Origin of the sequence: Providencia sp. PROV040 (genome assembly GCF_032706145.1) — a bacterium.
GTDB lineage: Bacteria > Pseudomonadota > Gammaproteobacteria > Enterobacterales > Enterobacteriaceae > Providencia > Providencia hangzhouensis.
The window spans coordinates 1,383,412-1,405,202 of record NZ_CP120530.1 but is presented as its reverse complement, the minus strand read 5'-3'; the positions used below and the strand labels follow the sequence as shown (position 1 = coordinate 1,405,202).

At 42.1% G+C, this 21,791-nt stretch carries 17 protein-coding genes; 9 read left to right on the top strand and 8 right to left on the bottom strand.

Annotation, left to right across the window (positions count from 1 at the left end):
- The first annotated feature begins 54 nt into the window (after window positions 1-54).
- From copA to P3L40_RS06350, 5 genes are all read left to right on the top strand, one after another.
- On the top strand, window positions 55-2,988 hold the full coding sequence (gene copA / locus P3L40_RS06370) for a copper-exporting P-type ATPase CopA (RefSeq protein ID WP_136133993.1): 2,934 nt from the start codon (window positions 55-57) through the stop codon (window positions 2,986-2,988).
- Between the two features lie 184 nt (window positions 2,989-3,172).
- Complete coding sequence (locus tag P3L40_RS06365) at window positions 3,173-3,754, top strand: HdeD family acid-resistance protein (protein WP_004260329.1); 582 nt, start codon at window positions 3,173-3,175, stop codon at window positions 3,752-3,754.
- Window positions 3,755-3,900: 146 nt separating this feature from the next.
- A complete protein-coding gene (locus P3L40_RS06360) occupies window positions 3,901-4,701 on the top strand; it encodes a TraB/GumN family protein (protein WP_210852370.1) in 801 nt (266 codons plus the stop codon).
- Between the two features lie 21 nt (window positions 4,702-4,722).
- Entirely contained in the window at window positions 4,723-5,196 is a 474-nt protein-coding gene (gene ybaK, locus P3L40_RS06355; protein ID WP_004260336.1) for a Cys-tRNA(Pro)/Cys-tRNA(Cys) deacylase YbaK, read from the top strand.
- Window positions 5,168-5,500, top strand: a complete 333-nt coding sequence (locus tag P3L40_RS06350) for a hypothetical protein (protein WP_164455211.1) — start codon at window positions 5,168-5,170, stop codon at window positions 5,498-5,500. Before ybaK ends, P3L40_RS06350 begins: the two co-directional genes overlap by 29 nt.
- Window positions 5,501-5,556: 56 nt before the next feature.
- Here the strand turns inward: P3L40_RS06350 and ushA are convergent, their stop codons facing one another.
- Complete coding sequence (gene ushA / locus P3L40_RS06345; protein ID WP_096863262.1) at window positions 5,557-7,221, bottom strand: bifunctional UDP-sugar hydrolase/5'-nucleotidase UshA; 1,665 nt, start codon at window positions 7,219-7,221, stop codon at window positions 5,557-5,559.
- A 258-nt stretch (window positions 7,222-7,479) separates the two neighbouring features.
- Here ushA and P3L40_RS06340 point away from each other — a divergent pair, with 258 nt between their 5' ends.
- Both P3L40_RS06340 and ybaL read left to right on the top strand, forming a co-directional pair.
- A complete protein-coding gene (locus tag P3L40_RS06340) occupies window positions 7,480-8,703 on the top strand; it encodes an MFS transporter (protein WP_004260347.1) in 1,224 nt (407 codons plus the stop codon).
- Between the two features lie 286 nt (window positions 8,704-8,989).
- Window positions 8,990-10,738 carry a YbaL family putative K(+) efflux transporter gene (gene ybaL / locus P3L40_RS06335; RefSeq protein WP_094960970.1) on the top strand — a complete coding sequence of 583 codons (1,749 nt, stop codon included), beginning with the start codon at window positions 8,990-8,992 and terminating at the stop codon, window positions 10,736-10,738.
- Between the two features lie 107 nt (window positions 10,739-10,845).
- Here the strand turns inward: ybaL and P3L40_RS06330 are convergent, their stop codons facing one another.
- From P3L40_RS06330 to P3L40_RS06315, 4 genes are all read right to left on the bottom strand, one after another.
- The gene (locus P3L40_RS06330) at window positions 10,846-11,196 is read right to left on the bottom strand and encodes a DUF1937 family protein (protein ID WP_036958284.1); all 351 of its coding nucleotides are present in this window, start codon (window positions 11,194-11,196) and stop codon (window positions 10,846-10,848) included.
- Between the two features lie 110 nt (window positions 11,197-11,306).
- A complete protein-coding gene (locus P3L40_RS06325; protein WP_004260363.1) occupies window positions 11,307-12,083 on the bottom strand; it encodes a DeoR/GlpR family DNA-binding transcription regulator in 777 nt (258 codons plus the stop codon).
- Between the two features lie 35 nt (window positions 12,084-12,118).
- Complete coding sequence (locus P3L40_RS06320; RefSeq protein ID WP_094960969.1) at window positions 12,119-13,348, bottom strand: NAD(P)/FAD-dependent oxidoreductase; 1,230 nt, start codon at window positions 13,346-13,348, stop codon at window positions 12,119-12,121.
- Window positions 13,345-14,745 carry an NAD(P)/FAD-dependent oxidoreductase gene (locus P3L40_RS06315; RefSeq protein ID WP_112307158.1) on the bottom strand — a complete coding sequence of 467 codons (1,401 nt, stop codon included), beginning with the start codon at window positions 14,743-14,745 and terminating at the stop codon, window positions 13,345-13,347. The genes P3L40_RS06320 and P3L40_RS06315 overlap by 4 nt, the downstream gene beginning before the upstream one ends.
- A gap of 241 nt (window positions 14,746-14,986) precedes the next feature.
- Here P3L40_RS06315 and P3L40_RS06310 point away from each other — a divergent pair, with 241 nt between their 5' ends.
- Both P3L40_RS06310 and eutH read left to right on the top strand, forming a co-directional pair.
- Complete coding sequence (locus tag P3L40_RS06310; protein ID WP_004260369.1) at window positions 14,987-16,426, top strand: FGGY family carbohydrate kinase; 1,440 nt, start codon at window positions 14,987-14,989, stop codon at window positions 16,424-16,426.
- 22 nt (window positions 16,427-16,448) lie between these two features.
- Entirely contained in the window at window positions 16,449-17,699 is a 1,251-nt protein-coding gene (gene eutH, locus P3L40_RS06305; RefSeq protein WP_004260372.1) for an ethanolamine utilization protein EutH, read from the top strand.
- Between the two features lie 340 nt (window positions 17,700-18,039).
- Here eutH and P3L40_RS06300 read toward each other — a convergent pair whose 3' ends face one another.
- The 3 genes from P3L40_RS06300 to hemH form a co-directional block, all read right to left on the bottom strand.
- Window positions 18,040-19,353, bottom strand: a complete 1,314-nt coding sequence (locus P3L40_RS06300; RefSeq protein ID WP_136134013.1) for an inosine/guanosine kinase — start codon at window positions 19,351-19,353, stop codon at window positions 18,040-18,042.
- A 106-nt stretch (window positions 19,354-19,459) separates the two neighbouring features.
- Window positions 19,460-20,581: an LPS O-antigen length regulator Wzz(fepE) gene (gene wzz(fepE) / locus P3L40_RS06295; RefSeq protein WP_272693260.1), complete on the bottom strand. Its 1,122-nt coding sequence runs from the start codon at window positions 20,579-20,581 to the stop codon at window positions 19,460-19,462.
- A 123-nt stretch (window positions 20,582-20,704) separates the two neighbouring features.
- Window positions 20,705-21,670, bottom strand: a complete 966-nt coding sequence (gene hemH, locus P3L40_RS06290; RefSeq protein WP_094960967.1) for a ferrochelatase — start codon at window positions 21,668-21,670, stop codon at window positions 20,705-20,707.
- Between the last annotated feature and the right edge of the window lie 121 nt (window positions 21,671-21,791).

Genomic DNA, 21,791 nt, shown 5'->3' with positions numbered 1-21,791 from the left:
ATTGTAGATAAAGTTATAGACCCAATACATCAAACGGGTTTTGGAGGCTGCAAAATGAGTAACATGATTATTTTAAAATTACAGGGGCTAAGCTGCATGCACTGTGTCGGCTCAGTCACTAAAGCGCTCGAAGGGCGCGGTGATGTCACTAACTTAAAAGTCACTATCGATTATGCCGTGATGGAAAGTGATGCCAATGTGGCTGATTTAATTAAAACCATCGTTGACGCAGGTTATGAAGCTGAAGTGGCTACAACCCCAGATATCGAATTACAACTTTCTGGCCTCAACTGTATGAAATGTGCGGGTAAAACACAAAAAGCACTCGAAGAGGTTGACGGTGTCGCCGCTGCTGTTGTCGATACGACTAGCGCCAAGGTATATGGCACTGCCGATGCGCAAACGTTAATCGCTGCCGTTCAACAAGCAGGCTACAACGCAGAACTGGCTCAAACAAAAGCGATCACTTTAGCCCTTTCGGGTCTAACTTGCATGAAATGTGCCGCTAAAACACAGCAGGCGCTAGAAGCGGTTGATGGTGTTGAAAGCACAACTGTCGATACCCAAACCGCTGTTGTTCGTGGTACGGCCTCCGTAGACGCCTTAATTGCTGCGGTTCAAGCCGCTGGCTACCAAGCCACTGTGGATGAATCTCACCCAAAAACTGAGCCGCTGAGTACCACAACTGAACAGCCGGAAGCTGATTCAGCGGCAATCTGTGAGATCCCGGCACAAGAGTCTGATTTAGGTGAACAGCCCGAAATTAGCCCAATGGATGACAGCATACAGTTACTGCTCGATGGCATGACCTGTGCCAGTTGTGTCAACAAAGTCCAGAAAGCCTTAAATAGCGTACCGGGCGTTGAAAATGCACGTGTCAACTTAGCAGAGCGCAGTGCTTTAGTCACCGGAACTGCTGAACCAAATGATTTAATCGACGCGGTTGTCAAAGCAGGCTATGGCGCGGAGATCATTCAAGATGAAGCCAAACGCCGTGAGCGCCAACAAGAAGTCGCGCAAGCCAATATGCGCCGCTTCCGCTGGCAATCGGCATTAGCTCTTGCCCTTGGTATCCCTGTGATGGTATGGGGGATGATGGGCGATAACATGGTGCTGACTGAGCAAAACCATACCATTTGGCTCACCATTGGTGCATTAACCCTTGCGGTAATGGTACTTGCAGGGGGGCACTTTTATCGTAATGCATGGCAAAGCCTGAAAAATGGCAGCGCCACTATGGATACCTTAGTTGCGTTAGGAACAGGAGCGGCTTGGCTTTATTCGATTGTGGTGAATATTTGGCCTGAGTTATTCCCAGACCAAGCTCGCCACCTTTATTATGAAGCCAGTGCCATGATCATCGGTCTTATTAACCTTGGTCATGCCCTAGAACAGCGAGCTCGCCAACGTTCATCAAAAGCCCTTGAACGCTTGCTAGACCTGACACCGCCAACTGCCCGTGTTGTCACAGAGCAAGGCGAAGTGGATATGCCACTGGAGCAAGTCAAAAAAGGGATGGTTTTACGCTTAGCAACTGGTGACCGTGTCCCTGTTGATGGTGAAATTATCGAAGGCGAGGTTTGGTTAGACGAAGCCATGCTCACGGGTGAGCCGATCCCACAGCAAAAAAGCAAAGGGGATCAAGTCCATGCAGGTACTGTGGTACAAGATGGTACCGTGCTATTTCGTGCCGCTGCTGTTGGCAGCCAAACGACTTTAGCTCGAATTATTCACCTTGTTCGCCAAGCACAAAGTAGTAAACCACAAATTGGCCAGCTTGCTGACCGTATTTCTGCCGTCTTTGTGCCGATTGTAGTGGCTATCGCCTTAATTTCAGGTGCAATTTGGTACTTTGTTGGGCCTGCACCACAGATTACTTACGCACTCGTTATCACCACAACCGTGTTAATTATTGCGTGCCCTTGTGCGCTAGGCCTTGCAACACCAATGTCGATTATTTCTGGCGTGGGCCGAGCGGCTGAGTTTGGCGTGTTAGTACGGGATGCGGATGCATTACAGCAAGCCAGTGAGTTAGATACCATTGTCTTTGATAAAACAGGCACATTGACTGAAGGAATGCCTCAAGTTACGGATATCCACGTATTTAATGGGTTCGAACAAGATACCGCCTTACAGTTTGCCGCTTCATTAGAAAATGGCTCTAATCACCCACTTGCCCGCGCTGTTTTAAGTCGCGCAAAAGGCTTAACACTACCCGCTAATGAGCAGTTTAGAACCTTAGCTGGGTTAGGTATTAGTGCAATAATTAACGACCAAACTATTTTGTTAGGTAACCAAAAACTGTTAGCGCAAAATAATGTTGATACCCGTGACGTTGAAGAAACATTACACCAGCAAGCCACTCAAGGCGTAACGCCTGTTTTACTGGCTGTTGATGGTAAAGTTGCCGCACTGTTATCTATCCGTGACCCATTGCGTGAAGACAGCATAAGCGCGCTGGCGCGGTTACATAAACAAGGTTTCCGATTAGTCATGTTAACCGGGGATAACCCAGTAACTGCCAATGCGATAGCCAAAGAAGCGGGTATTGATGAGGTAATAGCAGGCGTCATGCCAGACGGTAAATCCGCCGCGATTGAAGCCTTACAAGCTAAAGGCCACAAAGTTGCGATGGTGGGTGATGGTATCAATGATGCCCCTGCTCTAGCCCGAGCTGACGTAGGTATTGCGATGGGCGGCGGCAGTGATATCGCTATTGAAACTGCATCGATTACCCTGATGCGCCAAAGCTTACATGGTGTAGCCGATGCAGTGTCTATTTCGAAAGGAACACTGCGTAATATGAAGCAAAACTTATTTGGGGCCTTTGTTTACAATACCTTAGGTATCCCAATTGCCGCGGGTATTTTATACCCAATTACCGGGACTTTACTTAACCCTGTCGTTGCAGGCGCAGCAATGGCTTTATCATCCATTACCGTGGTCAGTAACGCAAACCGCTTATTACGCTTTAAACCTGAAAAATAATACCCAAAAGTGGGAGGAACATGAGTTCCTCCCTTTTTAATGATGAATGCTGTTCATATCTAAACCTTATCACTACAACACTTCATTTTCTTACTAAGTAAAAATCGCATTATTTTTTATGTCATTAATATCAAGCTAAGCCTATACTTATAAATAGTTAGTTACTTAATATTTGGAGTACAAAATGCTTAATATTGATCGTGAAAAACTCGCCAAACTTGCAGGCGAAGAGTTTAAAAAGCAACGTACCTTTTTGGTGATCTTATCCATTTTACTGTTGGCTGGTGGAATTTTTTGCATTATCAACCCAATGATTTCAGGCATTGCCGTTAGTACCGTACTTGGGGTGCTCCTGATTATTGGGGGCGTTGGCGCGATTGTAAGCATTCTAAGTACCGTGATCTATACCGGTTGGTCCCGGTTATTTGGTTTTGTTATTGGCCTTATCTATATCATTGTCGGCTACTCGTTTATTAAAGACCCGTTACAAAGTTTGGTAGCTTTGGCTATTTTAGTGGCGGCTTTATTTATCGTGGGTGGGGTCATTCGGCTGTATGTCGGCTTCCAACAAATTAGCTCAGCGGGTGGCTGGTTACAAATCATCATTGGGCTGTTAGATTTCTTTATTGCCTATTTACTTATCGGTAATGGCCCAATTACATCAATTACCTTACTGACAACCCTAATTGGTATCGAAATGGTATTTAGTTCCTTTAGTTTGTTCACGTTACTCAGTGTATTTAAAGGTATCAGTAAAAATAATTAACCTACCATGCCCCTTTGACTGGGGCATTTTTTCGCCTCCACGATGTCATCAACCTACTAAAAAATGCGTAATTGCCGATGAGTATTCGCAAATTACGGTAAGATTGTTTAACCTAATAAAATGAGAGATAACACAGGGACGAAATCGTGGGTAAACTGTTCGAAAATTTAAAAAATTGGCTTCATACGCAAACCGCTCCGGTTTACCCTTACCCTGCCATTGATATTCGGCTATCAAAAAATCTTAAATTGCACGTTGTGGGTAGCATCCATATGGGAACAGAAAATATGTTTCCTTTGTCTGCCACATTATTAGATAAACTCAATCTCGCAGATGCCTTGATCGTTGAGGCGGATATCACTGAAACTCACTCCCCATTTCCTAGCGATACCACCGAACTTATCCCTGTCGAACAACGACTCACTCTTGATGAATATCACCTTTTTCAACAATATTGCTTAGAGCTCCGCCAATCCCCCGAACGCTTTAATGCCTTACCCTCATGGCAAATCGCCCTGATTTTGCAAGCAACCCAAGCCCAAGAGCTCGGGCTTAGAGGCCATTACGGTATTGACTACCAACTTATCCGTAATGCGCAATCACAACTCAAACCAATTATTGAACTAGAAGGAACCGCCTCTCAAGTTGAATTGCTGCTTTCTTTGCCTAATAATGGGTTAGCGTTATTACAAGACTCATTGAACCACTGGCGTGAAAACGCGCGCTCGCTACAAACGATGATAGGCTGGTGGCTAGACTACCAACCCAATAATCGTACCGCTTTACCCAATACCTTTAGCGAAGATATTTACCAAGTATTGATGAAGCAACGAAACGCGAATTGGAGCGAACAACTTAGGTCACTTCCTGATGGTAACTATGTGGTTGCTGTTGGTGCGTTACACCTGTTTGGTGAAAATAGTCTGGTAGAATATTTGCGAAACTAAGTCATAAATAGAAGGCTCAAAATGACCCCAGCCGTTAAATTACTCGAAAAACAAAAAATTTCCTTCACTTTACATCCTTATGACCACGACCCAAATGAAAGTAACTTTGGTGATGAAGCAGTACAAAAACTTGGGTTAGATGCCAAGCAAGTGTTTAAAACCTTGTTAGTCGCACTCAATGGCGATCAAAAAACGTTAGCCGTGGCCGTAACACCTGTTTCAGGGCAATTAGATTTAAAACAGGTTGCCAAAGTGTTTAAGGTCAAAAAAGTTGAAATGGCGGACCCACAAATCGCTCAAAAAACAACGGGATATTTGCTTGGGGGAATTAGCCCATTAGGTCAAAAAAAGCGCTTACCAACAGTAATTGACGACCAAGCTCAGCAATATGCCACTATGTTTGTTTCAGGTGGGAAACGTGGGCTAGATATTGAACTTGCTCCTACCGATCTCGCCAAAGTGCTGAATGCAACCTTCGCTGAAATACGTAAATGATATTAAACCCGTGACAATCGCAGCGACGATTGAATGGTTATCGGCTCAAGAAGGCGGTAGGCAACAGCCGCCAGCAATTGGGTCTTACTGTGCTGTTGCTCGTTTCAGCCTCAAACCCGATGAATCTTGGAGTGTGATATTCCAGCTAGCGTTTCATTTACGCAATAGCCATAATCGACAAATAAGCCGAGGAACTGTGCGCTTTCTTGTTGAACATGCACCTCATGAATATTTATTAAATTATCATTCATTTGATATTTATGAAGGCCCTCATTTAGTCGCTCATGTTTTTTGCTCTAAATAATGACGATAAAAAGCCCCACCGCGAGCGGTGAGGCTTTCAAGGTAATAATGATTTAATTATTTATTATTATAAATAATCTCACCTTTTGGCTCATAGTCTGCCGCTTTCAGCGGGGAGTGTTTTTCAATATACCCTTTGAGCACTTCCGCATCGACAAAGCCGGTATTAACATAATTAGGGTGGTTATCAATTTTCGGGTAACCGTCCCCACCAATTGCATTGAAATTCAACGTTGCCATACGATACGTCTTGGCCGGGTCAACAGGCTTCCCATCAATTTTGACATCACTAATCGTGCCATCTTTATTCAGGGTTAAATTCACATTGTAGAACTGACCATACGCGCCTGCATCTGGTTTCATATTCGCAACCGCAGTCAGATATGGGATAACTTCATCACCTTTGAAGTCCACATAAACTAACTCATTGGCAAACGGTTGAACCTTAAGCACATCTTTATAAGTGATATCGCCACTTTCAATGGAATCACGAACACCGCCACCGCTCATAATCGCGAAATCAGCCCCTGCGCGTTCTTTTTGTGCAGCTAACAGAAGATGCCCCATATTGGTTTGCACAAAACGCACTTTACTGCGATCACCTTCAAGTTTACCTTCAACAGAGCCCACTTTAACACTCAATTGCTTGTCACCTTTTTCTTGATAAGGTGTCAGTAATTTCATCATGTCAGGGTTATGAGCAATTTCTTGCGTATAGTAAACTCGCTCGCTAGTCCCATCTTCTTTTGTGACTTTTTTCTTCAAGTTAATTGGGATTAACTGGTAGTGCTTCAGGGTAAACTTACCGTTTTTAAATTCAAAATCCGCACGGCCAACATATTTACCCCATTCATGGGCTTGCACAATCCAAGTTCCATTTTGGTTATCTGGCGCACACGGTGTACCGGGTACATAGTCTTCCTGTTTGTAGTTTTTCTTTTCTTGAGACATACAAACAGGGTCTTGTGAGTGACCACCCACTATCATATCTAAATAACCAGCAGGTAAGCTGCGTGCCATTTCTACATCGCCTGGGGCATTCGAACCATGGTTGCCATCATCATAATGCCCCATATGGGTTGCGGCGATGATAATGTCTGGTTTTTCTGTCGCACGGAGCTCTTCAACCACTTTTTTGGCTTCGTCCGCAGGCACACGGAATTCGACATCAGGGAAGTTGGCAGGGTTACCAATACGCACGGTGTCGTCAGTGGTTAACCCCATAACAGCAATTTTTACACCTTGTTTATCAAAGATTTGGTAAGGTTTGAAAAGGCGTTTACCTGTACTGGTTTGATAAATATTGGCGGATAAAAACGGAAAAGTTGCCCATTTTTCTTGCTGACGCAGCGTTTCAAGTGGGTTATCAAACTCGTGGTTTCCTAATGCCATTGCATCGTAACCGACTAAGTTCATTCCTTTAAAATCAGGTTCTGCATCTTGTAAATCAGACTCTGGTACACCGGTATTAATATCGCCACCAGAGAGCAGTAAAACACTGCCACCTTGCTTAGCAACTTCGTCACGAATTTCATCAACTACCGTTTTTTGCGCTGCTAAACCATATTCACCGTGGTCGTTGTGCCAAAAGTGGCCATGATGGTCATTGGTATGCAAAATGGTAATATTGTATGTTTTGTCTTTTTCCCACGCATTTGCCATAGTTGCGGGTATTAACGCTAACGATACCGTTAATGCGCATGCCTTAAATGCAAACTTCATACATTTCTCCCTGCTGGTATAGGAATTTTTATACAGTCATATTAGATTATAGTTTGTCACTACCTGCTGTCTTATAGCATAAAAATATGAGCAGGATTTGATACCTATTGCAGAATAAGAAATTCGTTTCATGAAAATGAGATCGCCATCAAATAATTAACGAGCACTAGTTATTCACGTGATTTATTTATTCATTTAAATAAATTGTATTTCAGTTATATTAATAACAATTATGTAACACAAAAAGTTGATAATGACATGAGTGAGCAAACCACAACCCCCAACAACCCAAGCCCGTCAAAGCCATTAAATAAAACAGGGAAAACGGTCTTTAGTATCCTAACTGCGATCAGTGTTTCTCATTTACTCAATGACATGATCCAGTCACTGATCTTAGCCATTTATCCTTTATTACAATCTGATTTCTCATTGAGTTTTGCCCAAATCGGGATGATTACCCTTACTTATCAGATTACCGCATCACTGTTGCAACCGATTATTGGCTACTATACGGACAAACATCCACAACCTTATTCCTTGCCAATAGGAATGAGCTTCACGCTAACGGGGTTAATCTTGTTAGCGATGGCAGAAACCTTCCCGACCATATTACTTGCAGCAGCATTGGTTGGAACTGGTTCTTCTGTCTTCCATCCTGAATCTTCTCGTGTTGCTCGTATGGCTTCAGGGGGGCGTCATGGTCTGGCACAATCATTTTTCCAAGTCGGAGGCAACTTGGGCGCCTCCCTTGGGCCACTACTTGCAGCACTAATTATTGAACCCTACGGAAAAGGCAATATTGGCTGGTTCTCGCTCGCTGCTCTGCTTGCAATTGTTATCTTGTTGCAAGTCAGTAGCTGGTACAAACAACAACACCGCGCAGCAAGTAAAAAGCCGATCAGTGCAGGGAATGTTAAAGTCCTACCACGAAAAACAATTATTGGCTCTTTGGCAGTACTGTTAATTCTGATTTTTTCAAAATATTTCTATTTGGCAAGTATCAGTAGCTATTACACCTTTTATTTGATCGATAAGTTCGGTGTTTCTGTACAAAATGCTCAGATTCATTTATTTGTTTTCTTATTTGCCGTTGCCGCAGGTACTATGATTGGTGGGCCAATAGGTGACAAAATAGGACGTAAATACGTTATTTGGTTCTCAATCCTTGGAGTTGCGCCATTTACCTTAATTTTACCCTATGCATCTCTTTATTGGACTGGGGTACTTACCGTAATTATTGGTATGATTTTAGCCTCTGCATTTTCGGCTATTTTAGTCTACGCACAAGAGCTGATCCCTGGTAAAACCGGCATGGTATCAGGGTTGTTCTTTGGGTTAGCATTCGGCATGGGGGGCGTTGGCGCTGCCGTTTTAGGCCATATCGCAGACCAGACCAGTATTGAACAAGTTTATCATTATTGTGCTTTCTTACCCTTACTTGGGATTTTTACAGTATTGCTGCCAAATATTGGCAAAAAATAGATTTATTTTCTTATTTTACCCATACTTACCTAAAAATAAGTATGGGTCTTTCCTGCCATAATTCAGATTAATTTCAGATAAAAATCTCACAAACACACAGCTTGTAACGATTTAGCTCCTTTAACCTGTCTTTTTTTTAAAAACATTTCATTTTTTTAAGGAAATTTATCTCAAAAAAAGTTAGAATATAAAAACATGCAATTTGCATTTTAAAATGAAGGCCTCATTTTAAAAGTCAACGGCATGTACCCACCTTTCTATTTTTATATTCACCAGAGGAGACTAAATGGAGCATTCAACGCCCTTAATCACAACCATTGTTGGTGGTCTCGCCCTTGCATATTTGTTAGGTATGATCGCGCAGCGATTAAAAATTTCCCCTTTAGTTGGCTATCTTGCGGCCGGTGTTCTCGCTGGCCCATTTACCCCTGGCTTTGTTGCTGATGCAGCATTGGCGCCTGAACTTGCTGAAATCGGTGTTATCTTACTGATGTTTGGGGTAGGCCTACATTTTTCATTAAAAGATTTACTTGCTGTTAAAGCTATTGCCATTCCTGGAGCCATTGCACAAATCGCAGTAGCAACCTTACTGGGTCTTGGCCTGTCCATGTTATTTGGCTGGGGAATATTTACAGGTGTTGTATTCGGCCTGTGTTTATCAACCGCCAGTACCGTCGTATTACTACGTGCTTTAGAAGAACGCCAACTGATTGAAAGTCAGCGTGGGCAAATTGCTATAGGCTGGCTGATTGTTGAAGACCTCGCTATGGTCTTAACACTTGTTCTTCTGCCTGCTGCTGCGGCTATCATGAACACCGATGACGCTAGCTTCAGTGAGCTCACGTTAGGCCTTGCATGGACAATAGGTAAAGTTGTTCTATTCATATTTATTATGATTGTCGTGGGGCGTAAAGTTATCCCATGGATTTTATCACGTACCGCATCAACAGGTTCTCGTGAACTGTTTACTCTTGCCGTACTAGCACTTGCATTGGGTATTGCCTATGCCGCTGTGGCTATTTTCGATGCCTCATTTGCCCTCGGTGCGTTCTTCGCAGGGATGGTATTAAATGAGTCTGAGCTCAGCCACCGTGCTGCACAAGACACGCTGCCATTACGCGATGCCTTTGCCGTCCTGTTCTTTGTCTCAGTTGGGATGCTATTCGACCCAGTGGTATTAATTGAGCAACCACTAGGGATTTTAGCCGTTCTCGCCATTATCATTATTGGTAAATCCGCAGCCGCCTTAGTACTTGTTAGAATGTTTGGTCATTCACGGCGAACTGCATTAACCATTTCTGTTAGTCTTGCACAAATTGGTGAGTTTGCCTTTATCTTAGCCGGTATGGGTTTAACCCTAGGCGTCATGGATAAAGATGCACAAAACTTAGTATTAGCAGGCGCAATTGTCTCGATTATGCTAAATCCTGTGTTATTTAGCTTATTAGATAAGTACCTTGAGAAAACCGAGACAATCGAAGAACAACTGCTGGAAGAGACTCTGGAAGAAGAAACCCAAGTTCCTGTCGATATCTGCGGCCACGCAATCATCGTCGGTTATGGTCGAGTAGGTGGTATGCTTGCAGACAAACTGCGTAGAAGGGAAATTCCGGTTGTTGTTGTTGAAGATACCCGCGCTCGGTTTGAAGAACTTGCTGAAAATGGCTTTAGTGCAATTTTAGGCAATGGCGCAAATAAAGATATCATTAGCCTTGCGCGTATTGAATGTGCCAAAACATTGCTTTTAACAATCCCTAATGGTTATGAAGCCGGTGAAATTGTCGCAACCGCAAAAGAAATGAACCCAGATGTCACTGTGATTGTTCGTGCCCATTATGATGATGAAGTCAGCTTTATCAAAGAGCGTGGAGCAGACCATATCATTATTGGTGAACATGAGATTGCTAAATCCATGGCGACTCTCATGTGCAATGATGTGGAAGAGTTCGGTTGTTCAATCGATGATTTTATTGATAATGACAATAAAAAAGTTGAAGGCAAAAACTTAGATGAATATCTAAAACCTAGCCACTAAACACCGCCCTATCTTTAAAGCCGTAGCCTTTGGGTTACGGCTTTTTTGTGCACAAAAAATCCATGACGATAAAACGTCATGGATCATCAAGAAACTATAAATAAGCGTTATTCTGCCATTTGTACTTTGAACTCATCCCCTGTCCAAACCGGCAACCCTTGGTCTTTAAAAAACTGAATTTCCGCTGCAACACCACCGCTCTTTTCCCAGCCTGGCAATGTTAGCACAATTAAACCATCACAGCGCTTTAGAAATTCCATATCAATAGAAGACCATGCGACTTTTTGCCCCTGTGAGGCCAAGTATTGGTTAATTGGATGGGTCATCGTGATTTGGCTATAAGTAGCGATACCTTTAAGCGCAAGTTCTGCCGCAAATTTAGTACATTCAGCAAAGCGCATTTCTACGACACTGCTATCGGGGTCTGAATAAGGGCAAGCAATAAAATAGAGGCTCATAACCATTCCTAGTATTGGCGTTAATCAAATTTTGGGTAAAGTAACCCTATGAAAAATAATTAAATATATTTCATAGGGAGTGTTTATAATTGAATGATAAAAATTAAAGCTTATTCAACATCCGCAACAATAATTTTCGTTTTAGGATGTTTTTTATTTTCAGGTAATTTAAATTCTTTGCTGGTTGTCACCAAATAATCAATATTGTCCCAACTCGTCACAAAGTTAATCGCATGCTTATTAGCCTTTGTGCCATCCGCTAACACCATTAATTTATCGCTGTTTTCCATCATCTTTTGCGCAATTGCGGCTTCATCGACGTGCTGATCCATCACACCATGCAATGCATGTATCGCCCCTGCCCCAATCACTGCGTAATCTGCAAAAAACTCAGCAATATTTTTTAGCGCAATAGCACCTAAGCATGCGTTTTGTGCGGCGTTAAATTGCCCACCAATCAAAATTGTTTCGATAGTTACGTTTTCTTGTAACGTATTTGCCAATAAAGGCGAATTCGTAATAACCGTTAAATTATCAATCAACTTGATTCTTTGGCTAAATTCAAAGGTCGTCGTGCCAAAATCGATAAACAATGTGTCTCCGGGTTTAATCAGCTCCGCGGCTTTCGCTGCAATCGCTTTTTTCTCATCAACCGCGGCTTGGGCTCTTTCCGTAAAATTACGTTCAAATTTTGACTGAATGTTTACGGCTCCACCATGGACTTTTTTTAGTAACTTTTGTGTTTCAAGTTTACTAAGGTCACGACGGATAGTTTCTTGCGCGACATTAAAATGTTTAGCAAGCTCCTGTACGTAAACCTGCCCTTGAGTAGAAAGTAACTCAATGATGGTTTGATGACGTACTTTTGAGGAACGTCCCTCACACATAGTTTAATCCTTCTTAACCATTTAACTTTCCAGCACTATACAACAGTGATGCTAATTTCAGTAGCTCCCCGTTGTATTTTTGTTAAATCAATGTTTTTCAGTAAAATACGTCGGGTTGGTAAGCAGCGATGCCGTTTTTCATATAACAGAGTATTCCCTGCCATAACACGGATGGTTCCGCTTACTGGTTGTGTAACTTTGATATTAAAATCAATCTGTCGCACCGATAAATCATCAATATCTATACATGCTGGAACAGTAAAACAAATTTTCGGGTCATACTGCACAGGAATACATTGGGCCACTTTTAATTGTTGTTGATGATGATTCGCTAATAAATCGTCAGCAATCCGCTCTCCTGTCACCAATCCTTCTTGATAGCATTGGTCGCCCATATCGGCTGGATGCAACATATTACCAGCAGCATAGTAACTGGCATCTGAACAACGCCCATATTGGTCTGTTACCGGTTTTCCTGTCGCCGCATCAAACTCCAAATGGCTTTTACGGATTAACGTGTTTTCACCGACAAATTGCCCCGTAAAAATGACCGAATCACACATAATTTTGTGGCTTTTACCGTTAGTTTCAACAACCACATATTCCACACGATCTAAGCCACCAATTTCAGTAATTTTACTATTCAAATAAACGGGGGTTCCCATCGCTTTGGCAAATAAAGTCGCGGGTTTAAACGCTAAAATCCGCTCGCCACTTTCAATCATCGCTTGGGCTTTAACACCGGCGTTTTTTAGTGTCCATAGCGCAGAAAAACTCACTAATTCACTGCCTACAATCACTGGATTACGGCAAGGCTTCTTACCGTTTAAATAAACAAATTGCTGTAATGCCCCGGCTGTTAATACCCCTTGAGGGCGCAAACCTGAAACTAAGCGCGGGTGTCGAGGTGTCTCTCTTACCCCCGTCGCTATCAATACTCGTTTAGCTTGCATTTCAACAAGGCCTTCTGGCGTTGAAACGGTTAATTTTCCATTAGGTTGTAACGCAGTCACGGTACTACGGGTGAAAATTGGCGTGTTTCCCAGTTGATTGACAATTTTTTCTGCAAATTGATTGCCTTTCATCGGCCGTTTAAAGGCTAATATGCCAAATGTAGGGTGCTGGCAGTGACGCGGAACGCCTCCCGCCTGAGCTTCACGTTCAATAATAGCGATATTTTGAACACCACGACGGCGTAACGCCTGCGCTGCCGCAACACCAGTAGGGCCAGAGCCAATGATAATCACATCATAATTTAAACTCATTTTACGGCCTCCACTGCCAGTGTGTGGTCAAAGCGACCATTAATGATTTCAGCCACCTGACTACTACAATAAAACCCATTACAGCGCCCCATCATCACTCGTGTTCTGCGGCGTAAAGCGCCTAAACACTCAGGAGGAATATCCGAATCAAATGCGGCTTCAATCTCCCGCTGAGTTACTAATTCACAATGGCAAACAATACCGCCATTGCTTTTGCATTGGTAATCCCGTTGGTGATATTCAGAAATCATTGGCATGGTTGGCCAAATTAGCGCTTCTGGCGGTGACAATTCAAAAAGTGGTGTGAAGTTTTCTTGATACAATTTACCAAGATAACTAGCCACCCCTAAAGCTGAAGTTAGGCCTGTTGAACGAATTCCCCCCGCACATATCCACTGCTTTTCAGGGTAATCATTAATGCGGTAATATTTTTCTTCTGTAGCAGGACGTAACCCCGCATAGGTTGCGGTCACACTGTAATTATGCAATGAAGGTAGCATACGTGAACCTTGGGCAATTAAGTCCTCAAGGACTTCCTGTTTTACCTCAGCTTTCCAGCGGTCATCTTGTTCTTCCGCTGTTGGACCAAGCAAAAGGTTGCCGAAGATAGTTTTTGATAACAATACGCCTTTTGTGATAGCGGTCGGTACAGGTAGGATAATTGCATTGATATCCGCTGCTGCGGCTTTATCATAGACGAGAAACTGCCCTTTACGTGGCTTTATTTGGAACGGTGATGGGTGGCAAATTGATTCAACAATGTCACCATTAATTCCCGCACAATTAATGACCAAACGGGCAGAAAACTCACCTTTTGATGTGGTTAATCGCCATATTCTATCATTGAGTGCTCCACCGCTTACCTCACAATGAAAACGGTATTCAGCCCCATGTTTCACCGCTTGGGTTAAATACGAAAGTGGTGTACTCCATGGGTCAATAACCGCTTCACCTGGCACAGAAACAGCCGCGAGTGCTCCCGGTGCTAGATGAGGTTCTCTGCGATAGAGTTCTTCTTTATCAATAATTGCCACATCTAATACATTGTTAGTGTGTGCTTGCTCTACTATCGCAGGCAATTTACTAAGCTGCTCATCATTCCATGCAACCACTAATGCCCCTGTTTCAAGAAGAGGTAAATTCATTTTTTCTCTGATTTCAATGAATTCACGATACCCCTCTTGCATGCACTCAAGTTCTAGACTCCCTGGTGTGGCGTCAAAACCTGTGTGTAATAGCGCACTATTTGCCTTACTTGCTCCCGAAAGGATGTCACCTCCACGTTCAAGTAACAACGTGTTGGCACCCATCAGTGTGAATTTACGTGTCACAGCACAGCCAATGACACCACCGCCGATGACAATGACATCCCAAATTTTTTTATTATTAATATCCATGGCTGAGATCCTTAACTTAAAACTTGCACACATAAAACCACATAATTCCCACAACCACAATAATTAAAACAACACAAAGCACAACAACAACCAAAAAATTACTCACATTGTTACTTTATTGTGATTTTTGTCACATTAGTGAAACTTACTGTGAGTTTTTTGTGGATTTTATTTCCGATTAAACGATAGTAAGCAAAAAAACAGACCTATTTACAACATTTATAACACTGGGAATACTGTGATGCTCAATCAACGTTATGCGGCTATCGATCAGGGAACAACGGGAACCCGGGTCGTTGTCTTTGAAGAAGGCGGCCATTATCACTCCCCTATGAGCATTCCTCATAAACAAATCACATTGAATAGTGGTTGGGTTGAACATGACCCAGAGGAAATACTGGCCAATATCATTAAATGCTTACATAGCTGTGAAGTGGTTGATGCTATTGGACTTTGCCATCAAGGCGAAAGTATTGTGGCGTGGGATGCGGACAGCAAGCGCCCTTTATACAATGCTATTGTTTGGCAAGACTTACGGACAGAAAAAACTATCTCAATGCTCAAGGAAGCAGGGTTAGAGCCGCTGGTACAGTCTAAGTCAGGCTTACCGCTAGACCCTTATTTTTCCGCCAGCAAAATGGGTTGGATTATTGAAAATGTCGTCGGTGCGAAAACATTAGCGGATAAAAATAAATTACGTATTGGTACGATGGATGCATTCTTCCTCGACCGCTTATGTGGCGTATTTGTCACCGACTACAACTCAGCGTCTCGAACTTCATTACTCAATATTCATACCTTGGAGTGGGACCAAGAACTATGTGACATTTTTGGTGTTCCCATCCACTGTTTACCGCCTATTAAAGACAATATTGGTGACTTTGGCGCGATAAATCTTGATGGGCACCTCACCCCAGTCACCGCCATTATTGTTGACCAATTTGCTGGCACATTCGGCCATGGTTGTCGTGAAAAAGGTGATGCCAAAATCACCTTCGGCACAGGCGCGTTCTTGCAAGCACTTACTGGCACCGATATTCCACAAACTCATAACAGTGGTTTATTACCGACACTCTGTTGGAAGTTTCCCAACCAACCCCCTGTCTTTGGCTTAGATGGTGGCGTATACAACGCAGCATCTGCCATTAATTGGGCTCGCAAAATCGGTTTGTTTGACTCATTCGATGAACTGGGTGATTTCAGGGCTGAATCCGCCATTAAACGTGGTCTTGCCTTTGTCCCAGCGTTATCTGGTTTAGGGTGCCCATACTGGGATCGCAGTGCCGCAGGTCTCTGGGCTGGGCTTTCATTAGATACTGACAAAAAAGACATGATGCAGTCTGTCTTGGAAGGTATAGCAGCACGCTCCGCTGAAGTTATTTTTGCAATGGAAAAAATTTCACCGCTAGGCCAATCAATCTCAGTCGATGGAGGGCTTTCTTCAAATCAATATTTTAAGCAATTTTTAGCTAATTTATTACAAAAAGACATTGAAGCACCAGCAAACCGTGAAGTAACCGCACTAGGCGCTGCCTTATTGGCTCGCAAAGGCATAGGGATCACTCACGAAATGGCGGTAAGACGCAACGCTACTGTGACACATCCTGATGGAACGAATATGCAAGGTGTGATGGAACAATATCGCGACATCATTGCCCGTTCTCGCCAATTAAGACACTAAAATAATAAAAGGAAACCCTACCATGGCTGAATTCGGAAATTATATTATTTATTTGATCATGTGCGGAGCCATCATTGGCGCAGTCGCATCCATAGTGAAACCAACCAGTGAACTTGGGAAAGAGTTTGTTAACGGGATCTTTTCTATCGGCCCTGTATTTCTTGCTCAAGCGGGGATCATGGCCGCAGTGCCGCTGCTCTCACAGTTAATCTCTTACATCCTTGGTCCCGTCTTTTCTTCAGTCGGATCAGACGTCTCCATTGCAGCTTTATCGATTATTGCGGTTGATATGGGCGGTTACCAGCTAGCTGATGCTTTGACAACTAATCGAGATATGTGGATCACGGCAATGCTGATCGGTTATACCTCGGGTGCCACCATTGTTTACTTGATCCCTGTAGGGTTAACAATGTTAAATCGCAAAGATCATAAGTATCTTGCACTTGGTGCAATGGCTGGGTTGATCTCAATACCATTTGGCGTACTCGCTTCACTTCTGTTAATTACGTTCAATAATATTCCTGTCAGGGATATTATTTCCACGAACTCACCGGCAGCACATCAATTAACCTTAGATTTCTTTACCATGTTGCAATACTTGATGCCGCTGTTTGTATTCTGTTTCTTATTGGCTGCTGGGCTAAAATATCGCCCGATGTTAATGGTAACCGGCTTCCTGATTTTCGGTAAAATCATGGATGCATTCGTCAAATTAGTCTTAGCGTTTTCCATTGTTGAACACTTTACTGGTGTATTCACTAAAGTTTTCGGCGCATGGGGCTTCGACCCACTATTTGCTGACCAAAATGAGCTATTCCGCGCCATCGAAATTGCAGGCTATATCGGTATTATGTTAGCGGGGACATTCCCAATTTGCTATCTGTTCCAACGCTACTGTAAGCCTTTAGTACGTGCATTAAGTAACCGTTTAAAGCTGAGCGATACGGGTTCTTTAGGATTTATTATGGTTATGGCAAACATTATTGCTACTTATCACTTATTCAAAGAAATGCGTGCGAGGGATAAAGTATTATGTGTCGCATTCGGTGTTTGTGCACAGGCAACCATCGGTGACCATCTTGCTTTCACCGCTAACTTCCAACCCACTCTCGTTTTACCTATTTTACTTGGTAAGTTGGTAGGCGGCTTCTTAGCGGTATTTATTGCGATTAAAATCTCAGTACCGCAGGCGATGCGTTATGAAGCTGAAGATGCAAAAGCAGCCGAAATAGTTAAAGAAGAAAGTGAACTCGCTGTTGCTAAACAACATTAATTAGCATTAACCATACTTATATATTTAAAGATAATTAGCTGTATGCCAAATATGAATACTCATAAAGTAGCATACGGCTTTTATTTATTAGTCTGAAATTAACTCAAACTCTCATCAATTATTAATATTGTACTCACTATATGGTTATCTATATTAGTCATCATTAACCATTACATTATTTATAGATACATAATTTGAAGGTAAATAATTACCTTAATTAATAAAATTTAGTGACAACAACTCATCAAAATAATTGTTCAAAAAGAAAGGCACCTCAATAACAATTATATTGAAGTGCCTTAAAATCGATATCATTAATTAAAATGAGAATTATTTCGCTTTAACGTTCCCAATAAGACTCTTCTAAGCTATCTTCTTTTTCAGGTAAGCCACGAGTCAAACGAGGCGAATGCTGAGTTAATACTTGATAACTTACACGATTAGCATATTTACATACTTGAGCTAAAGAAGAATACGTTAAGTATTGGCGCTCATGTTTACTGGAATTAGGCACATTAGAACGGTGGTAAGAATTGGCGGTAATATCGTGAAGTAATGCCGATAAAGCCCCATCTCCCGCCCCATTTGTGTTCATTATTTTCTCAGGTCCCCCCATATAAGGCTCGATATGAGAGAAAATTCGTAATGGAACTTGGCAATCTTGCTGGCGCATTGCTCGGCTAAACTCGTACAAGTTAAATTCTGCAATTGCCCCCGGTAATAGTGGATGTTGCGTCGTACGTTTATAGGCGTCTTCGGTGTAGCCTGCCATATACAGGCCTGATGAGCCCGCCGTACATAAAACTAAATCTACCCAGTCTAATGCCATATTAGAGGCAAGTAATGGGTCACTCAGCCCTGTCAGTTCCTGCGCTTCGTCTTCATTCATTGCAACTACTGAAATATGTTCCGCTAAAAAATCACGCCAAAACTGAGGGTCTTGAGCAATAACAAATTTAGTTCCGAGCGTTAACACGACGGGGACATTGTGCTTTTTCGCATATGCAATAGCCTGCATAGTCGCATCAGGCATGGTTTCTCCGGGTTTACAGCGGACTAAATAAGCCGTTAATACCAATGCAGAAGCCCCAGCAATAATGTCCTCGGGAATGCTATTTGGGTGCAAGCGATTCATATGGCCAGGGCTGATAGCAAACGTTCGCTCGCCATTTTCAGTGATCAAGGTAAAACAGCGCCCGATAGGGCCATCCACACCTTGTAGAAAATTCAAATCCATGCGACTTGAGGTGTGACACAAATAGCGATACGCATAGCTACCAATTTGGATGCTATTGCACATTGTGCCCAATAAAACTGACCTGTCATCGGCTAAAACCGAATAGTTGTGCAGCGTATTGCCAATCGTTCCACCTGCAAACTCATGAGTAATCAAGGCATTATCTGTAAGTTCTTTATACAAAGCTTCGGCGACATCGTCTTCAATAACCAGCGAATGCCCCTTACTCAATTGATAGCGCTGAATGAAGTCGTCATCTACTTTCGCTTCAATATCGACTAATGTTTGGTCGATACCAACAATATAGGACTTACAATTCTCATCATCCGCCAATGTTTCTTTTAAAGGCTGTAATAAAGGATCTCTGAGACTAACAGGAAAATAGTGTTTTGACTTGCGTTGACCGGGGAATTTCATAATTAGAAGATTAACAATGGAACATCGCCCTATTCTAGCACGATAAAATAAAGCCAGCACCTGCAAAGAAGGCACTGGCCCCATTGTTTGTCATTTGGAAGTTATTTTATTGATTTTGATATTTATAATCGCGATAAAGCTCCCGACTTAACACAAATGCACAGCTCAAAATTAAACCGAGTATTGCGCTTAATGCAACAATTAACGATGATTTTGGTGAATCTTTATGCAACGGTAAGCCTGGCGTTAAAATAAACTTAACGGGTGTAAAATCTAATTCTTTAGCGGTTACTTCTTGTAAATTATCAAGGTAAATTTTACGGTTCTGTAAATTTTCGCTCATCAATGCCAAATCACGATTTTGGGTTTCAATCAGTAATTTTTTCTCTAACGCTTCAGTTCCTAATGCAATAGGGTAATCAGGGTCATCATTGATAGCAACAGAATCGCTGGCTATCGGCTTTTCAATTCCAGCCGCTTTTGCAATATCAACGGCTCGTTTAAGCCTTTCAACCTTAACATCGTATTCAGTTTGAATTTTGCTAACTTCGCGTTTTAGTGACTCACTGGCATAAATAAGTTTCTCTGAAATCATATTGTCGATTTCAACTTTTAACTGTTGCCTTACTTTCGATGCGCTATAGCGAATATAACCTTCAAGTAAATCTTGGGCTTCCGTTGGCAAAGGTGCCGTAAAGCTCAAAACAATATCATTTGAAGTACTGTTTTTCTCTTTTGAGAGATCTTGAATTTTAATATCATTAGAAATGATTGAATTTACTAGCCTTTGTTGAGCAATAACATCATCTTTCGGGTCAATTTTCTCTGCCAGATTATGGTAATAATCAGTACTTCTTATATAACTTTCTTGATTAACTTTCGAACGATACTGGTCAACAAATGCATTAAAAATACGTTGAGCACTTAAATCAATAGGAATATCTAATACATCCAGTTGAGCTTTAAATGCGTTAACTTCTTTGAGCTCTTCAGATGCAGGAGGAATGACAATAGCAGTACTGCTCCATTTTTGAGGTAATAGTTTTACAACACCAACACTCACCACAATACAAACAACCGTAAATATAAGAATCAAAAATTTATGTTTTAACAAAATGGAAAACAAGGCCATTAAATCAATTTCATCGTTTTGCTGTATTTGAAATTGATGAGCAGAAGGTGACTTCTGCTCTATATTACCTTGTGGTGGCTGCTGCTTATTGCTCATATTAATTCCAAAAGACATAACATTTATTCAATCATTTATAATTTCAGATAAGTGATTATAGTCTATAATCAGCTTATTGATATATCGATAAGCAAACTTTTCTGCATTAATTTACTGAATTGATTACTTTAGAACATCTTGAATTATTGAATTAATCATATGAATGCTATTCGGATTATCATTTAATGCCGGTATATAATTATATTTGTTACCACCACTACTCATAAAAAACTCTTTATTTTGCTCGCTAATTTCTTCTAATGTTTCTAAGCAATCAACTGAAAAACCAGGACAAATGACCTGAACCGACTTTACGCCTTGGGAGGGTAATTCATGCATGGTTTTATCCATATATGGCATCAGCCAAGGCTCACGTCCAAAGCGTGACTGATAGGTCAGCATGACTTTATCACTTGGGTAATTTAACGCTTCACGGAGCGCCTCTGCCGTTTTTTCACATTCCTGCTGGTAGATATCACCTGTATCACAATAACGCTGTGGAATACCGTGGAACGACAATATAAGCCTATCGGGTTCACCATGCAGAGCAAAGCTTTCTTCTATCGAAGCCACTAAAGCTTGAATATAAGCAGGGTGTGTCGCATAACTACGAATGAATTGCACGCTTGGAATGGTACGTCTACTTTCAAACGCTCTGGTTAATGCATCATAAACCGCAGCCGTTGTTGTGCAAGAATACTGTGGATACAGTGGAAGAACCACTAAATCGGTCACGCCTTGGTCTAGCAAGCTATCCACCGCACTTTTGATTGAAGGCGAACCATAGCTCATACCTATCTCTACGGCAATATTAGGCAATAGCTCAGCTAATTTTTGTTTTTGACGTAAAGAGTAAACCAATAATGGCGATCCCCCGTCTAACCAAATAGATTGGTATAACTTCGCCACTTTAGAAGAACGAAGAGGTAAAATCGCCCCATGTAAAATCGGCTTCCAAATCAAGCGGGGGACATCTATAACGCGTTTATCGCTAAGAAATTCGGCTAAATAGCGTTTCACTGCTGAGGTCGTTGGGGCATCAGGGGTTCCTAGGTTAGCTAACAAAATGCCGTATTTTTTTTCTGACATGAAACAACTCCTAATTGATAATTATTCCCAACTTTAGCACAGTTAATTAACGATTTTTGTCACCAAGTGGTATAAAAAACAAAGGCAGCGATCATCGCTGCCTCCATATATTACCTTATAC

What these genes read in the sequence shown, in the direction of transcription:
- P3L40_RS06365 (WP_004260329.1), top strand. Translation starts at nt 3,173, where the DNA reads ATGCTTAATATTGATCGTGAAAAACTCGCCAAACTTGCAGGCGAAGAG.
- P3L40_RS06325 (WP_004260363.1), bottom strand. Translation starts at nt 12,083, where the DNA reads ATGTGTGAGGGACGTTCCTCAAAAGTACGTCATCAAACCATCATTGAG.
- P3L40_RS06300 (WP_136134013.1), bottom strand. Translation starts at nt 19,353, where the DNA reads ATGAAATTCCCCGGTCAACGCAAGTCAAAACACTATTTTCCTGTTAGT.
- ushA (WP_096863262.1), bottom strand. Translation starts at nt 7,221, where the DNA reads ATGAAGTTTGCATTTAAGGCATGCGCATTAACGGTATCGTTAGCGTTA.
- P3L40_RS06350 (WP_164455211.1), top strand. Translation starts at nt 5,168, where the DNA reads ATGCAACCTTCGCTGAAATACGTAAATGATATTAAACCCGTGACAATC.
- P3L40_RS06330 (WP_036958284.1), bottom strand. Translation starts at nt 11,196, where the DNA reads ATGAGCCTCTATTTTATTGCTTGCCCTTATTCAGACCCCGATAGCAGT.
- hemH (WP_094960967.1), bottom strand. Translation starts at nt 21,670, where the DNA reads ATGTCAGAAAAAAAATACGGCATTTTGTTAGCTAACCTAGGAACCCCT.
- P3L40_RS06340 (WP_004260347.1), top strand. Translation starts at nt 7,480, where the DNA reads ATGAGTGAGCAAACCACAACCCCCAACAACCCAAGCCCGTCAAAGCCA.
- P3L40_RS06315 (WP_112307158.1), bottom strand. Translation starts at nt 14,745, where the DNA reads ATGGATATTAATAATAAAAAAATTTGGGATGTCATTGTCATCGGCGGT.
- eutH (WP_004260372.1), top strand. Translation starts at nt 16,449, where the DNA reads ATGGCTGAATTCGGAAATTATATTATTTATTTGATCATGTGCGGAGCC.
- copA (WP_136133993.1), top strand. Translation starts at nt 55, where the DNA reads ATGAGTAACATGATTATTTTAAAATTACAGGGGCTAAGCTGCATGCAC.
- ybaL (WP_094960970.1), top strand. Translation starts at nt 8,990, where the DNA reads ATGGAGCATTCAACGCCCTTAATCACAACCATTGTTGGTGGTCTCGCC.
- ybaK (WP_004260336.1), top strand. Translation starts at nt 4,723, where the DNA reads ATGACCCCAGCCGTTAAATTACTCGAAAAACAAAAAATTTCCTTCACT.
- P3L40_RS06310 (WP_004260369.1), top strand. Translation starts at nt 14,987, where the DNA reads ATGCTCAATCAACGTTATGCGGCTATCGATCAGGGAACAACGGGAACC.
- P3L40_RS06320 (WP_094960969.1), bottom strand. Translation starts at nt 13,348, where the DNA reads ATGAGTTTAAATTATGATGTGATTATCATTGGCTCTGGCCCTACTGGT.